The 15,135-nt window shown below is 58.0% G+C and carries 16 protein-coding genes and 2 pseudogenes; 14 read left to right on the forward strand and 4 right to left on the reverse strand.

What is annotated here, in order from left to right; translation table 11 throughout:
* Positions 1–22 precede the first annotated feature (22 nt).
* The 4 genes from BVK86_RS07020 to BVK86_RS07035 all read left to right on the forward strand — a co-directional run bounded on the left by BVK86_RS07020 (position 23) and on the right by BVK86_RS07035 (position 3,587).
* The gene (locus tag BVK86_RS07020) at positions 23–712 is read left to right on the forward strand and encodes an N-acetyltransferase (protein ID WP_075945743.1); all 690 of its coding nucleotides are present in this window, start codon (positions 23–25) and stop codon (positions 710–712) included.
* A gap of 4 nt (positions 713–716) precedes the next feature.
* A complete protein-coding gene (locus BVK86_RS07025) occupies positions 717–1,922 on the forward strand; it encodes a GNAT family N-acetyltransferase (protein WP_075945744.1) in 1,206 nt (401 codons plus the stop codon).
* Positions 1,894–2,688: a ChbG/HpnK family deacetylase gene (locus BVK86_RS07030; RefSeq protein ID WP_075945745.1), complete on the forward strand. Its 795-nt coding sequence runs from the start codon at positions 1,894–1,896 to the stop codon at positions 2,686–2,688. The genes BVK86_RS07025 and BVK86_RS07030 overlap by 29 nt, the downstream gene beginning before the upstream one ends.
* Before the next feature lie 206 nt (positions 2,689–2,894).
* Complete coding sequence (locus BVK86_RS07035) at positions 2,895–3,587, forward strand: GNAT family N-acetyltransferase (RefSeq protein WP_075945746.1); 693 nt, start codon at positions 2,895–2,897, stop codon at positions 3,585–3,587.
* A gap of 117 nt (positions 3,588–3,704) precedes the next feature.
* On the opposite strand, the gene BVK86_RS07040 is transcribed toward BVK86_RS07035, so the two are convergent.
* Both BVK86_RS07040 and BVK86_RS07045 read right to left on the reverse strand, forming a co-directional pair.
* Entirely contained in the window at positions 3,705–4,658 is a 954-nt protein-coding gene (locus BVK86_RS07040) for an enoyl-CoA hydratase/isomerase family protein (RefSeq protein WP_075945747.1), read from the reverse strand.
* Positions 4,659–5,226: 568 nt separating this feature from the next.
* Positions 5,227–5,520, reverse strand: coding sequence for a hypothetical protein (locus BVK86_RS07045; protein ID WP_075945748.1), 294 nt, complete (start codon positions 5,518–5,520; stop codon positions 5,227–5,229).
* 5 nt (positions 5,521–5,525) lie between these two features.
* On the opposite strand from BVK86_RS07045, the pseudogene BVK86_RS30090 reads away from it, so the two are divergent.
* The 10 genes and pseudogenes from BVK86_RS30090 to BVK86_RS07095 form a co-directional block, all read left to right on the forward strand.
* A pseudogene (locus BVK86_RS30090) lies at positions 5,526–5,771 on the forward strand (MarR family winged helix-turn-helix transcriptional regulator); the annotation flags it as partial.
* 293 nt (positions 5,772–6,064) lie between these two features.
* On the forward strand, positions 6,065–6,478 hold the full coding sequence (locus tag BVK86_RS07055; RefSeq protein WP_075945749.1) for an arsenate reductase ArsC: 414 nt from the start codon (positions 6,065–6,067) through the stop codon (positions 6,476–6,478).
* Between the two features lie 8 nt (positions 6,479–6,486).
* On the forward strand, positions 6,487–6,858 hold the full coding sequence (locus BVK86_RS07060; protein WP_075945750.1) for a metalloregulator ArsR/SmtB family transcription factor: 372 nt from the start codon (positions 6,487–6,489) through the stop codon (positions 6,856–6,858).
* 27 nt (positions 6,859–6,885) lie between these two features.
* Positions 6,886–7,356, forward strand: coding sequence for an arsenate reductase ArsC (locus tag BVK86_RS07065; protein WP_075945751.1), 471 nt, complete (start codon positions 6,886–6,888; stop codon positions 7,354–7,356).
* A 17-nt stretch (positions 7,357–7,373) separates the two neighbouring features.
* Positions 7,374–8,047: pseudogene (locus tag BVK86_RS07070) on the forward strand (arsenic resistance protein).
* Positions 8,040–8,756, forward strand: coding sequence for an arsenical resistance protein ArsH (gene arsH / locus BVK86_RS07075; protein ID WP_075945752.1), 717 nt, complete (start codon positions 8,040–8,042; stop codon positions 8,754–8,756). The pseudogene BVK86_RS07070 and the gene arsH overlap by 8 nt, the downstream one beginning before the upstream one ends.
* A 12-nt stretch (positions 8,757–8,768) precedes the next feature.
* Positions 8,769–9,281, forward strand: coding sequence for a cyclin-dependent kinase inhibitor 3 family protein (locus BVK86_RS07080; RefSeq protein WP_075945753.1), 513 nt, complete (start codon positions 8,769–8,771; stop codon positions 9,279–9,281).
* Between the two features lie 23 nt (positions 9,282–9,304).
* Positions 9,305–10,309 (forward strand): ArsJ-associated glyceraldehyde-3-phosphate dehydrogenase, encoded by a 1,005-nt coding sequence (locus BVK86_RS07085; RefSeq protein WP_075945754.1) that lies wholly within the window; start codon positions 9,305–9,307, stop codon positions 10,307–10,309.
* A 9-nt stretch (positions 10,310–10,318) separates the two neighbouring features.
* Entirely contained in the window at positions 10,319–11,539 is a 1,221-nt protein-coding gene (arsJ, locus tag BVK86_RS07090; protein ID WP_075945755.1) for an organoarsenical effux MFS transporter ArsJ, read from the forward strand.
* Between the two features lie 249 nt (positions 11,540–11,788).
* Complete coding sequence (locus BVK86_RS07095; protein WP_075945756.1) at positions 11,789–12,172, forward strand: hypothetical protein; 384 nt, start codon at positions 11,789–11,791, stop codon at positions 12,170–12,172.
* 15 nt (positions 12,173–12,187) lie between these two features.
* Here the strand turns inward: BVK86_RS07095 and BVK86_RS07100 are convergent, their stop codons facing one another.
* Both BVK86_RS07100 and BVK86_RS07105 read right to left on the reverse strand, forming a co-directional pair.
* Positions 12,188–13,618, reverse strand: a complete 1,431-nt coding sequence (locus tag BVK86_RS07100; RefSeq protein ID WP_075945757.1) for a sigma-54-dependent transcriptional regulator — start codon at positions 13,616–13,618, stop codon at positions 12,188–12,190.
* Positions 13,587–15,083 carry an ATP-binding protein gene (locus tag BVK86_RS07105; protein ID WP_075945758.1) on the reverse strand — a complete coding sequence of 499 codons (1,497 nt, stop codon included), beginning with the start codon at positions 15,081–15,083 and terminating at the stop codon, positions 13,587–13,589. The genes BVK86_RS07100 and BVK86_RS07105 overlap by 32 nt, the downstream gene beginning before the upstream one ends.
* Positions 15,084–15,135 lie beyond the last annotated feature (52 nt).

Raw genomic sequence — 15,135 nt, forward strand, 5'->3', positions numbered from 1 at the left:
CCACCCGACAGGAGCCAATAACATGAGTGCATTGCACAAGTTCAGCCAACACATCAAACAGAAAGGCCTGCGGGCCACTCTGAAAAAAACCTGGAAACACTACGTGTATTCCCACCAGGAACTGCTGTGGATGGAACGTGACCTGGTCAGTCCCATACCGCCGCATCGACTCAAGCCCTATCCGCCGCTGCAAGTGGTCGCCATCACCCCGGAAAACGCCGTGGCCTTCACCCGTTACTTCGGCGACCGCGTGGAAACCATGGCCGAACTGGCCCGCGAAGGTCACACCGGTCACATGCACCTGGACGAAAAAGGCGACGCGGTGGCATTCATCTGGGGTGCCGCACGCCACTACCACGACCGCCATTACTACGGCTGCTGGTTCCCGGTCAAAGAAGGCGAGTTCTTCGAATTCGGTGGCGAACTGAGCCGCGGGTACTGGGGCACGTCGCTGTCGATGGACCTGCAAACCGATCTGTGGAAAGCCATGCTCGCGCAAGGCTGCAACAAGGTGGTGGATGTGTGCGAGTGGCACAACGTCCCGGCGCTGAAACTGCACATACGCACGGGTTACGAGGAACAGGGACGCATCATGAATGTGTATGAATGGTTTGGTCGCTGGCGTTTTTTCCGTGAAACCCGCTACACCGGCTCGCGCCTGGATGCCTTGCGCAAACCGGAACGTTCACCTGCAACACCTTCGGTGGCCTGAGCCTATGACCGTGCGATTTGAATGGCGTACTTCGTTGTGCGCCACAGACTTTCCCGCAGCAGCCTATGAAGCGCTGCGTCTGCGAGTGATGGACCACACGCCATTCAACGCACTGGCCTGGATGGTTGCGTCGCAACAGGCACTGACGGCTGGCGAACGGTTGCACGTTCTGCTGGGGTGGCAGGCTGACGAACTGGTCTTGTGTCTGCCCCTGGTGGCGTCCGTCGAACGCTTCGGCGGGTTGCCGTTTCGAGTGTTGCATCACTTGGGCTACCCATTGGCCGATCGTCTTGCGCTGCTCGCGTGCGTGGAGGCCGAAGACTTGCGCAAAGCGTTGACCGAGGTTCGGCGGCGCTTGCCCCATGCCCTGTTGCAACTCAATGAACTGGCTGGCGAAGACAGTGTGCTGACGGCGTGGCTTGCGCGCAGTTCAACTGCCGAGCGTCGCCTCAGCTGTCGCGCGCCGGTGCATCTGATGACCGATGCGGATCGCCAGGAAGTGTCCGGCGACCCGCGCTACAAATTGCGCCGGGCACGCAAGCGGATTGCCGCGTGTGGCGCGCAAGTGCGCCGCATTACCCCCGATGCAACGACCATGGGGCCGTTGCTCAAGGCCATCGCCGAGGTGGAAGCGGTGAGCTGGAAAGGCGATGAAGGCGTGGGCATTTTTGCCGATGAGCGTCACCGTCAATGGATGGACACGGCCTTCACCGCCCTCGCCGCCCAAGGTCTGGTACGGGTGGTGACCCTGGAGCTGGACGGACGCTGCATCAGCTATCGCCTCGGCTTGCTGGAACAGGGCCGGCTGTACGACTACAACCTCGCGTTCCTGCCGCAATACGCCAACCTGGGCAGCGGCCGGGTGCTGCTCGACGAATGGATTCGCTGGGGCCTGGACGACAACTGGTTCTGGATCGACGCGTCGCGGGTCAGCCTGGAAAACTCCAGTCATCAACTGCATGAGCGCATGACCGGGCACATGGAACACTGGCGCTGGAGCTTCTATTCCTGGCGCCCGAGCGGCCTGGCCCTGGGCCTGGCGTTGCGCTTGTGGCAGCACGTCAAACCGCGGTTGCAACAGTGGCGGGCCAAGCGCGCGGCAGCGGCCAGCAGCCCTGCGCCTGTCGCGGCGCCGACGGTCAAGCCGCCTGCATCCACCGACACACTCATGGAGGGTGAACATGCCACACCAAGTCATAGTCAACGCTGACGACTTCGGTCTCAGCGCCTGCGAAAACGCGGTGATTTTGGGAGCGTTCCAGGCCGGGATCATCAGTTCCGCCACGGCCATGGCCAACATGCCGGCTTTCGAAGCGGCGTGTGCCCTGGCCCAACATCCGCTGCTCGCGGGGCGTATCGGCCTGCATTTCAACCTGACCTACGGCAGTCCGTTGAGCCGGCGTATTCTCTCGCGCCCGACCTTTTGTGACAGTGCCGGCGTGTTCGACCTGAACCTATCGCGCACCCGCCTGTGGCTTGGTCTTCAGGACCGCCTGGCCGTCGAGGAAGAACTCGAAGCGCAATGGCAACGTTGCCTGGATAACGACGTGCGCCCCAGTCACCTGGACTCCCATCAGCACGTGCACAACATCTGGCCCATCGGCGAGATCGTCGCGCGGTTCGCCGCCCGGCAAGGCGTCCCCGTGCGGCTGGCGCGTAACCTGGGGCAAAACCTCAGCCTGCTCAAGCGCCTGTTCAAACAATTGCTCAACCACCGTTTGAACAGCCTGGCCGGCTCGACCGCCGACTACGTCTGTACCCCGGTGGACCTGCGCAACGCCGCGCCGCCCGCTGACGGTTTGCTGGAAATCGTCGCCCACCCCAACCAGCTCGGCGCCGATTTTGGCGATGCTTATCTGGAACAGGGCGAGTCATTGAGCGCCCTGCTCGAACAACGCTTGCCCGGGGTGCCGAGGGTGGCCTACGGCGAGGCCGCAAACCGTGTCCTCAGACGGGTGGTGACCGTAATGGACTGACCATGAGCCGCCGTTTTCATGCCCGATCAAAGCCTCTCCAGACGTACGGGAGCGCAGCTTTTTGACGCCGGAAAAACTGTGTCAATACTGAAACACAAATTGAAACAAATCGCTGTTAAAGGACGTGCCATGCAATTGCCATGGTGATCTATACCCATCAGTACCTTCACCCAAAAGCACGGCCAATCCCGGCCAAGGAGGGCTTCATGAGCCTGATCGACAAACTCCGCGAACGAATCAAACAAAAAGGCTTGAGCCGCACGTTCAGCACACTGTGGAAACGCTATGTGTTTTTTCACTGGGAGTTGTTGTGGATGGAGCGCGACCTGGTCAGCCCGGTCCCGCCGCACAAGTTGCGCCCCTACTCCGGCGTGCGCCAGGTCACCATCACCCCGGAGAACGCCGTCGCGTTCACCAGGCACTTCGGTGACCGTGTGCAGACCATGGCCGAGCTCGCCGCCGAAGGTCACACCGGGCACATGTACCTGGACGAAGAGGGTCATGCAGTGAGTTTCATTTGGGGCAGCACCCGTGACTATCACGACCGCCACTATTACGGCTGCTGGTTTCCGGTCAAACCCGGCGAGTTCTTCGAGTTTGGCGGAGAAATGATCCGCGCCTACTTCGGCAGCAGTCTGTCGGTGGACGTGCAGGTTGCCCTGTGGGAAGCCATGGCGGCGCAAGGCTGCAACAAGGTGGTGGATGTGTGCGAAACCCATAACATCCCCGCACTGAAGCTGCACATCCGCATGGGCTATCAGGAACAGGGCCGGGTCACCCACGTCTACGGCCTCTTCGGCCGCTGGCGCTTCTTCCGCGAAACCCGCTACACCGGCTCCCGCCTGGACCCACTGCGCAAACCGGGCCGGCCAGTGGTGACGGCGGCGGCGCAGGCTTGATCAACGAATCGAGTGGGGCCACCCCGGCCCCACTTGACGGCCATTAGCGGCCACTCGACGCGACTCGATAATTGCCACTCGACCGTGCGTCATCATGCTAGCCACGATCCCTGCGCCTCAGTTTTTCTCGGCACTGACCTGGCCGGTATATTTGGGCAGATTAATTTCCACATCAGCTTTTTGTTGCAGGCCTAGTTCCATCAGGCGACCGATATGGTGTTGGGCGGCAGGGCGTCGAACAGAGTTGAGAAAAGCGGGCCATTCCTTCCCGATGTCTTCGTTTGAAGGTAGGGAAGCGACATTCACCAGTTCTTTGATCTCGCCCAGAGATTGCTTGTCGAAGGTGGCGATGCGGCGGGCCAGAGCATCGACGAAGCTGTTCAGCTCGTTTTCGGGAAAGCTGCGGTTTACGTAGCCATAACGCTCGGCCAGCTTGCCGTCGATGTCATTACCGCTTAGCAGGACCTCTAATGCACGGCCGCGGCCGATAAGGCGTGGCAGGCGCGCCATTGGGCCTCCGCCTGGAACAAAGCCGGCGCCAATTTCAAATTGGGAAAGCACTGCCTTGTCGCTGGCGAAACGCATATCGCTGGCCAGGGCCAGTTCGCTGCCCACGCCAGAGGCGCGGCCGTTGATCATCGCGATGGACACCACCGGGGACTTGCTCAGGCGTACCAACATGTCCGGAAGGGGCGGCAGGCCGGTCTTCCCGTTGGGCATTTCCAGGGTCCGCTCCAGAGGCTCCGCAAAATCGTAGTGGGTCAGGAAAAAGCCAGGCACCTTGCTTTCAAAAACCACCACCTTGAGTTTGGTGTCGTTTTCTATCGCGTTGATCACCTTCTCGAACTGGAAGGTAGAATCCGGGCCATAGATGTTGAAAGGCGGGTTGTTGATCTGCACTCGCCAGTATTCGGGGCTGACCTTTTCAATAAGAAACTGGTTGGGGGAGGAGCTGGCGGATTTTGGGGGGCTGGCAGCAGCGTCGGCCGCAAGGGCTTGACCAGCCAGGGTGCTCCCGCCCAACAGCATGCTAAAGGCGAGAGTGGCGCTTACGATACGTCGTGATTTCATAATGGTTGAACTCCAATTTTATGGAATGAACAGCGATGAATGACCTGAGTTCTGTTCAGGACCACGAGCACCAGTTGATGCTCGAATTAGCAGTACCGTTTTGGCAAATATAGGCGCGATATGGTCATGTTGATGCTCAACTTTGTGATTTCCCCTTCTGCCAGCCAACATCGCCGGTTTTTTATGGAACATTGAACTTGGCAGTGATTCTGGAGAACGATGGGGTCACTATATTTATGACGCTCATCAAGATAAACGGACGATCTGAAATATCAGTTAATACATGGCGTAACTAATCAGCTGAAACTCCGGAGGGATGGGCTATCGAATCCGAAGTGGCGATTGGGGAATTGACGAAATGGGCAGGCGGAACACGTACCGGGTTTGTATTTTGTGGAATAGCCAAAGCAGCGCAACTTCGCTTCGGCAACTCTTAGAGGCGTCGGGCCAGATGCTTCTCACATCATCCCCAGCTTGATGCGCTTCATTCACAATGCATCGCACCCAGTGTTCGCTTGATGCCGGATATCAACTTTCTTCTGCTCAACACTGCGTCTACCGGAACATCTTAATTACTTGCCTTTTGCGTAATTGGCAGACGCCAAGTGGCGATGAAGCACAGCAACAGAAACCCGCACATCACGCTAAGCAGTACCGATGCTCCGAAACTGTCCAGAACGTAAGCGGCGGCGATGGGGCCGCAGAACACGCCGGCTCGTGCGGACCAGGTTGGATGGAGGTTCCTGCCTATGGAAAACTCCGCCACCCGTGCCAGGACTTGCGAAGGACCAATCACCATGCCGATGGCCAAGGCCACGGCAGTCGCGATTCCCAATTGCTTGAGGACATTGAGCAGGTGCACTGAGATATGTGTCCCGCGTTGAGGATGATGAAGATCGGCGCGCAGTGCGAATCCAGGCAACGGATGCTGGGCGTGAGTTATACGAAAAAATCAGGGCAGACCTGATTGCTGAAGAACGAGCGATGATCGAGAACCTCTCGGCCGAAGCCAGACAGGGAGCGTTGAGTTTGCTCAGGCAGATCACGCGGGCCACAGAAATTCGCTGCGGGCTCGCGAGCGAGTGCTGCCCAGCCGTGAAGAACAAGGATTGAAAAGGGAAGAATTGCCCCTTTTTTGCCAATAATGTTGTTACTGCCAACGTAATGGGGGAACCAAGGAGCGACCCATTTCTGCGTGAGTGACAGATTCATTACGGAAACCATATATACACCGCCGCAGATATTCGAAGAGACACGGAAGGCTGGTTAGCGCCGTAATACCCAGCTTTCATTGAAGGTGCTTGGCGGGGTCCAATCGTTTAGATGGATTAACGGGTCGTTGGCTCTTTACCTTGCATGCGGAAAAACATATATTCGTTAAACCGCATATGAGCTGAGGCTTCACAATGGCCAGCAAAGCCCGTGTCCTGTTCGTCTGTACTGCCAACGCTGCACGCTCCCAGCTGGCCCAAGCGTTGCTGAGGCATACCGATTCTGAGCATTTCGAGGCGTTCGGCGCCGGCACAACTCCAACTCAGGTGGATCCACGCACCTTCGATGCACTCTCCCACCTCGGAGTGAGTTCAGAGGGTTTACGTAGTAAGTCGATAGACGAATTCCGAGGTGAGCGTTTCGATTACGTCATCACCTTGTGCGATAAAGCCGCAACGGAATGCCTGTCTTTACCTGGAGCGGGTGAGGCATTGGCCTGGAGTTTTGAAGATCCGGTCACCAGCACCAAACCCGATGCCTTCCGTCACACCCTTCACGAAATTCATGAGCGCATCAAGATGTTCGTCTTGGTCAAAAACAAACACTGAGAAACGATATGGCTGACCATCTGACACCGACCACTGTTTTCAAATGCCTGGCTGACGACACTCGGGTGCGCACGATGATGCTCATCACCCGTGAAGGAGAGCTTTGTGTTTGCGAGCTGACCTGTGCGTTGAATGAGAGTCAGCCAAAAGTCTCTAGACACCTCGCACAGCTGCGCAGTTGCGGTTTGCTGTCGGACCGTCGGCAAGGCCAGTGGGTGTATTACCGGCTGCACCCGAACCTTCCTGATTGGGTCCATCAAGTGCTGACCACCGTGCTGGAAAGCAACAAGCATTGGTTGAGCCCAGACGCCAAACGCCTTGATGAAATGGGTGACCGTCCTGAACGGGCAGCCGCGTGCTGTGAAAGCAAAATCGCCTGATTCCGCCTTCGACTACGAGATCGCTCGATGAAAATCCTGTTCCTCTGCACAGCCAATAGCTGCCGCAGCATTCTTTGTGAAGCGGTCTTCAATCATTTGGCACCGCAAGGCATGAAAGCCTACAGCGCGGGCAGTCAGCCCAAAGGTGAAGTGCATCCGCTGAGTCTCAAGACTCTGGAAAACGCTGGTATGTCGACGCTCGGGCTGTGCAGCAAGTCCAGCGATGTCCATGTGACCCTGACACCTGATTTCGTCATCACGGTGTGCAACAAGGCTGCCAGTGAGGCCTGCCCTGTATTTTTCGGGCCGGCCACCAAGGCCCACTGGGGGTTGGCCGACCCTTCGGAATATCAGGGGACTCAAGCAGAGATCGAGGCGGCTTTTGAAGCCACGTTGGAGCAGAGCAAAACCCGTATTGAAGCCTTCCTGGCTTTACCGCATTCCCAACTGAATGCCGAACAGCTCAAGGCAGAGCTGGCCCTGATTGGCACGCTGTAACAACAGGAGCAATGCCCATGAGTAAAAGCCGCCTTTCCTTCCTGGACCGATACCTGACCCTGTGGATTTTTCTTGCCATGGCCATGGCCATTGGCATCGGTTTGGGGAGCCTGTTCGAAGGCTGGCCGCAGTGGCTCAACAGTCTTTCTGTGGGCACCACCAACATCCCCATCGCTATCGGCTTGATCGTGATGATGTATCCACCTCTGGCCAAGGTCCGTTATGAGGAACTGCCGGAAGTCTTCAAGGACAAGCGCATCCTCGTTTTGTCTTTGGTGCAGAACTGGGTCATCGGACCGGTACTAATGTTCGCGCTGGCGATCATTTTCTTGCGGGACCAGCCGGAATACATGACGGGCCTGATCCTGATCGGCTTGGCGCGTTGCATCGCGATGGTGCTGGTCTGGAATCAGATCGCAGGTGGCAACAATCAGTACGTCGCCGGGTTGGTGGCGTTCACCCGCGCACCACCGCATTGGCTTTCACAGCCGCAAGCAACAACTTCGAATTGGCAATTGCCGTGGCCATTGCCACCTTCGGCCTGGCTTCTCCAGTCGCTTTTGCCACGGTGATTGGTCCGCTGGTGGAAGTACCGGTACTGATTTCACTGGTCGGTGTGGCTCTTTGGTTGAAGCGCCGTTGGTTTGATGAATCCAAGAGCGCTGTTGCGCAGGACAAAGACTATGTTTGATGACCCTATCCCCCAACTCCATACCGAACTGGTTGATCTCCCATCGACAGACAAACTCGGTATCGAAAAAACCTCCATCCACAAGCCGCGCATTTTGCTGCTGTACGGATCGACCCGTGAGCGCTCCTTCAGTCGTTTGCTGGTAGAGGAAGCCGCTCGGTTGCTGGAGCACTTCGGCGCCGAGGCGCGGATTTTCAATCCGTCCGGTTTGCCGCTGCCAGACGACGCTCCCGACGATCACCCCCGTGTGAAGGAACTGCGCGAGCTGATGCTGTGGTCCGAGGGGCAGGTCTGGTGCTCTCCAGAACGTCACGGCTCCATGAGCGCGGTGTTCAAGGCGCAGATTGATTGGGTGCCACTGGCCATGGGCGCGGTACGCCCGACCCAGGGGAAAACCCTCGCGGTCATGCAGGTATGCGGTGGCTCGCAGTCGTTCAACGTGGTCAATCAGCTGCGAGTGCTGGGACGCTGGATGCGCATGTTCACCATCCCCAACCAGTCCTCCGTGCCGAAGGCCTATATGGAGTTCGACGATAACGGCCGGATGAAACCTTCTCCGTTCTACGACCGTGTCGTTGATGTGATGGAAGAGTTGGTGAAATTCACGCTGCTGCTTCGCGACCGCCAGGACTACCTGGTGGATCGTTATTCCGAACGCAAAGAGTCGGCGGAAGAACTCATGAAACGTGTCAATCAGCGCTCCATCTGAGGATTTTTCAACGTGCAACAACACCCATACTCCGTACTGCCCCTGGCACAGTTCAATGGCCAATTGATCTTCACCCCGTGTCCAGGCACGAAGGGCACCAAACCTTTCGAGGCGCTGCAAACCCTCAAGGACGCGGGTGCATCGGCGCTGCTGACGCTGATGCCGACCGAAGAGTTGCGTCAGAACGAGATCGACCTGCTGCCCGAAGAATGCCAAATGCTAGGCATCGAGTGGTTTCACCTACCAGTAGAAGACGATCAAGCGCCTGGCGAAGCATTCAAAGCCGCATGGGAACAGCATCATCCGCGACTCCAGCAGTTGCTGACCGAAGGGAAAACCATTGCCATCCATTGCAAGGGCGGCTCGGGCCGTACCGGTTTGATCGCGGCTCAACTGTTGATCGAAAGCGGTGTGCCATTCAGCGATGCCATCCGCGATGTTCAGTCGTTGCGTCCGCGGGCCATCCAGCATCCAGCCCACATTGAATACATCGGCCAGTTCGACACTCAGTCGAACTCCCACTGACAGCAGATACAGAGCACAACAACATGACTATCAAAGTTGGCATCAATGGTTTGGGTCGAATCGGTCGTCTCGCTTTGCGAGCAGCCTGGGGCTGGCCAGAATTCGAATTCGTGCAGATCAACGATCCGGCAGGTGATGCGGCGACCCATGCGCACCTGATCAACTTCGACTCGGTGCATGGCCGTTGGAACAACGAAGCCAGCGCTGAAGGCGACAGCGTCGTCATCGACAGTAAGCGGATCAAAGTCACGGCCAACAAGGCGATTGCCGATACCGACTGGTCAGGCTGCGATCTGGTGATCGAGGCCAGCGGCAAGATGAAAACCGTGGCGGTGTTGCAAGCCTACCTGGATCAGGGCGTTAAGCGTGTGGTGGTTTGCGCGCCGGTGAAGGAAAAAGGGGCGTTGAACGTCGTCATGGGCGTCAATCATCAGCTGTTCAATGCGGCGGAACATCGCATCGTCACCGCTGCTTCGTGCACCACGAACTGTCTGGCGCCAGTGGTGAAAGTGATCCACGAGAAGCTGGGCATTCGCCACGGCTCGATCACCACCATTCACGACCTGACCAACACCCAGAGCATTCTCGATCAGCCGCACAAGGATCTGCGCCGTGCACGTGCATCCGGGATGAGTTTGATTCCAACCAGTACCGGCTCGGCCACGGCCATTGCCGAAATCTTCCCGGAGCTGCGTGGGCGCCTGAACGGCCACGCCGTACGCGTGCCGCTGGCCAACGCTTCACTGACTGACTGCGTCTTTGAAGTCGAGCGTGCCACCACTGTTGAGGAGGTGAATCAATTCCTCAAGGACGCCTCCGAGAACGAGCTGAAAGACATCCTCGGTTTTGAGGAGCGTCCGTTGGTGTCCATCGACTACCGCACCGACCCGCGCTCATCGATCATCGATGCACTGTCGACGATGGTGATCAATGGCACTCAAGTGAAGATCTATGCCTGGTACGACAACGAATGGGGCTATGCCAATCGCGCCGTCGAACTGGCCAAACTGGTCAGTCTGGCGGACTAAGGAGCGGTCATGAAAGCGTTGTCAGCCCTCGCTCCGGAAGTGCGGCAGTACTTGCTCGTCACGGGCAACTATTGGGCCTTCACCCTCACCGACGGTGCCTTGCGCATGTTGGTGGTGTTGCACTTTCACGCGTTGGGCTACAGCCCACTGCAAATCGCGGCGTTGTTTCTGTTCTACGAAATCTTTGGCGTGATCACCAACCTGGTGGGTGGCTACCTCGGCGCCCGGCTGGGCCTGAATCGAACCATGAACATCGGGCTGGGGATGCAGGTTGTGGCGCTGCTGATGCTGACGGTTCCGCTAGCCTGGCTGACCATCCCGTGGGTGATGGGCGCTCAAGCACTGTCCGGGATCGCCAAAGACCTGAACAAGATGAGTGCCAAAAGCTCCATCAAGCTGCTGGTTCCGGATGGGCAGCAGGGGCAGTTGTACAAGTGGGTAGCAATCCTCACTGGCTCGAAAAACGCACTCAAGGGCGTCGGCTTCTTTCTGGGCGGAGCCTTGCTGGCATTTATCGGCTTCAAAGGCGCCTTGCTGGCCATGGCGAGTGTCCTGGCGTTGATCTGGATCAGCAGCTTGATTCTGTTGAAAAAGGATCTGGGCAAGGCCAAAGCCAAGCCAAAATTTCGCGACATCCTGTCCAAGAGCCGGGCGATCAATATCCTCTCAGCGGCGCGGATGTTCCTGTTCGGTGCCCGCGATGTCTGGTTTGTGGTGGCCTTGCCGGTGTACCTGAGTAGCGTGTTCGGCTGGGACTTCTGGGAGGTTGGCGGCTTCCTTGCGGCCTGGGTGATTGGCTACGGCATCGTGCAGTCGTTTGCGCCCAACATCACTGGCAAGAAACGCGGCCACGCACCGGATGGTAGGGCGGCATTTCTGTGGGCCATTGCACTGGCGGGGCTGCCTGCGGCAATCGCTCTCGGGCTGAACACCGGGCTGTCGCAACAGGCGGTGCTGTTGGGTGGATTAATGGTCTTTGGCGCGTTGTTCGCGGTGAATTCGTCGCTGCACAGCTATCTGATCGTGTCCTACGCAAAGGAAGATGGCGTGTCGCTGGATGTGGGTTTTTATTACATGTCGAACGCGATGGGGCGACTTATCGGCACAGTGCTCTCTGGCTGGGTTTATCAGTTGTATGGGCTGGGTGCGTGTTTATGGATATCGAGTGCATTTGTGCTGCTTGCAGCTTTGATTTCGATTGCATTGCCTCGTCACGCATGTGGTGAATGACCACTTTTGGCCGTTTTAAGCCAGGTGCGCAACCACGTTGGTGATGGCTTGCTCTTTTGTCGGCATTTCCATTGCACGCGCCAGAATCGGGTCATTGATTGACGGCCCGAGTCTAGATCATGGCGGTTTAAAGCCCCATCGCGGCTTTGTTGCGATCCTGTAATTCAGGCTCGCCGACGCTCGCCCACGGGAGCGCTATAGTTAATGGCCTCGGGGGAATGCGGATAAACCGACTTCGCAGGTGCTGCCATGAACAAATCCGGACACACGCTGTTGCTTGCCCTTTGCCTGACTGCCGCCAGCATTGCGCAGGCGGATGACAGCCTGATGCAAACCGACCAATCGAGCACTCAATTCCGCTATTACGGGGCTGACCAGCCTTTCGCCCACCCCGCGCCACCCTCGCTGAGTACGGTGCCACCGGGGGCGTACATCCCGACCTCGCCCCAAACGTTCATTCCGATGTCCAGCGAGCACGTGTTTTCCGACTCTCAGTTGCCGACGGTAGCGGATGCCACCGTGCGCGTGTTCATCCGCACCTACGATCAGGTGCGTGGCGTCTACGTCAACCAGGAGGTCATCGACCCGACCTGCATGCTGGCCTGCCTGAGTGCTCCGGGGCCGTCCTTGTAACCCGGCCGCTCTTGCTTACCACTGCCGTTTGTCCGGACGCGCAAGGCCGAGTTTTTCGATGCGGTAACGCAACATGTCGCGGCTCAGACCCAGCAGTCGGGCGGACTTGGTGACGTTCCAGTCGGTCTTGTCGAGCATCTTGCGCACCATGTCACGTTCGACTTCCGGCAGGTTCATCGACTCGCTGCCGTTGAAAGTCGGGCGTGGCTCGCTCGGTGGCATTTCATGCGCAAACAGGGGCGGTTCATCCACCAGGCTCATGCAGACGTTGAGCTGGTGCGCGGCGATGGTGTCGGTCTGCGCCAGCAACACCGTTTGCTCGAGCATGTTGCGCAACTCACGCACGTTGCCCGGCCAGGTGTAATTGAGCAGCAGCTCTTCGGCCTGATCGCTGAAATGCAGGTTTGGTTTGCCATAGCGTTTGCCATGGGCCGCAAGGAAATGCCGGGCCAGCAACAGGATGTCTTCACCACGGGCGTACAGGCGCGGCACCTTGATCGAAATGATGCGCAGGCGGAAAAACAGGTCGCGGCGGAATTTGCCCTGCTGGACCATTTGTTCCAGGTTGCAGTTGGTGGCGCTGATCACTCGCAGATCGACTTTGCGCTCCTTCACCGAACCGACCCGGCGGATGGTCCGGTCTTCCAGCAGCTTCAGCAGCTTGGCCTGCAGAATCAAATCCATCTCGCCGATTTCATCGAGGAACAGTGTCCCGCCATCCGCCGCTTCCACCAACCCCAGTCGACGATCCTTGGCGTCGGTAAAGGCGCCCTTCTCGTGACCAAACAGCTCTGATTCCACCAGATTGGACGGAATCGAGGCGCAGTTGAATTCAATGAACGGACCTTTGCAGCGTGGACCGTCGAAATGCAGTGCCCGTGCGACCAGCTCTTTGCCGGTGCCGGTCTCGCCTTCCACCAGTACCGGGGGCAAATCGCTGTTGGCCATGCGTCGCTCGGCGTCGAGCAACTGGGCGATGGTGCCCTTGAGGTAAACCATGGGCGCGGAATCGCCGATCAGCGCCTGCACCCCGGATTTCTGTGCCTCGCGCTCCTGATAGAACGACAGCGTGCGCTCCATCCGGTCGGTGGCCAGGGCCTTGTCCAGCAGCAACTTCAGTTCGGGCAGGGCCACGGGTTTGGTGACGTAGTGAAAAGCGCCCTCTTTCATCGCCACCACGGCGTCTTCGACATTGCCGTAGCCGGTCATCATGATCACTTTCAGATCCGGCGCGCTGATGCGCAGCTTCTGGATCAGCCCGTGACCGCTCATGCCTGGCAACGAATTGTCGGTGAGCACGACATCCGGTGCGAACGTCTTCAGTTGTTCCAGTGCATCCTCAGCCGAGTGGCAGACTGTTACCTCGAAGTCTTTGCGCTCCAGGTAGGTCTGAATATTCTCGGCGAGGAGCTCATCATCCTCGACCAGCAGTATGCTGTGTTCCATATTCCCCTCCCGTTGCCACTTTGAAATTGAGACAAACGCGGGTTCCTTCCTGCTCCTGGCTGGTCAGCTCAACCGAGCCTTCGAAACGCTCCATTATTCTTTTAACCAGGGCCAGACCCACGCCCAGCCCCCCTTGTTTGGTGGTGAAAAATGGCTTGAAGACCATTTGCTGTTGCTGTTTGCTCATGCCCTTGCCGGTGTCATTGAGAATCATGCACACCTCATCGGCCGTCGGCTGTTCAATGTCGATACTCAACACGCCGCCCTTGGGCATGGCCTCCAGAGCGTTGGCAAAAAGGCTATTGAGAATTTGCGTGAGCAGCACTTGTTGGCTGATGACCGGAGGCACTGTCTTGGGGATAAAGCGCACCTCGACGTTCGAGCGTTTGATCTGCGGCTCGAACGCACTCAGGGTGTCGTCGATGGCCAGGACCAGATCCACGTTCTCGACGTCGTCGTTGACCGGTCGCAACGACACCAGCAGTTCACGGACCCAGCGCGACATGCGGTCGACCTGGTTGATGATGTCGCCGATGTTTTTCTGCGCCGTCTGACTGGCAATTTCCTGGGCCAGTTCGGCACTCGAACGAATGTTCGCCAGCGGGTTGCGCAGGCTGTGCGCGACCGCCGAAGACATTTCTCCGAGGGCGACGAAGGTTTCATTGGCCACCAATTGTTTTTGCTGGCTCTGCAACAGCATCGCCGCCCTGCGCACGATCCAGAACAGGCCCAGATAGATGGCCGCCCCGCCGAGCAAGGTCGTCAGCCAGATCGCCTTGAACCCGCGCTGGATCCGTTCAACCAGATCCACCGGTTCCTTGTAGATCTCGACCATGGCGATGACTTTGCTTCGATCGGCGTTGAACATCGGAATGTAATTTTCGATGAACAGATACTGGGGCTCTCGCAACAGACGCTGTTCGGGCCGTTCCTCATCGATTTCGTGGTAGCTGGTGGTCACCGCGGTTTTCATCTCGAAGGACTCGTCCAGCTCCTCGTCATCCTCGATGCGCACACCGATCAGTTCCGGGTTGGTCGACCACACCACCGTGCGGTCCAGGGCGTACACCGTGGCCAGCAGAATGTCCGGCAGATGCTCCACATGATCGAGAAATTCGATGCGCGAGGCGGCGCGGGCGCCGGGGTTGACATCGGGATAGGCATTTTCATCCCGAGGGTCGAGCATCTCGGCCATGGTCCGGTTCGGCGTAATCGAGGCATGGCGGACTTCCGCATCGCCGATGGCCTGAATAAATTGTGCGGTCAGCATCGAATCGCGCTCGATACTCTCTTCAACCACAAAACGCGTAGAGATATAACCCAGCCCCAATGCCACCGCGGCAATGATGAAAAAGCTCGCCAGGGAAAACCAGCGGACAAGATTGAAGGGCGGACGCCAATCCTTGCCTTCTGCGGCTGCCGGTGTTGTCGGCGCCGCTGTTTTTTGTTCTTCCAGTGTCTGCATGGGACTGTCCTGGTGGCGGTTCTGCAAGCCTTTTCAGCTGTGTTTCGAATCA

It is taken from the genome of Pseudomonas reinekei, from assembly GCF_001945365.1.
Lineage (GTDB): Bacteria > Pseudomonadota > Gammaproteobacteria > Pseudomonadales > Pseudomonadaceae > Aquipseudomonas > Aquipseudomonas reinekei.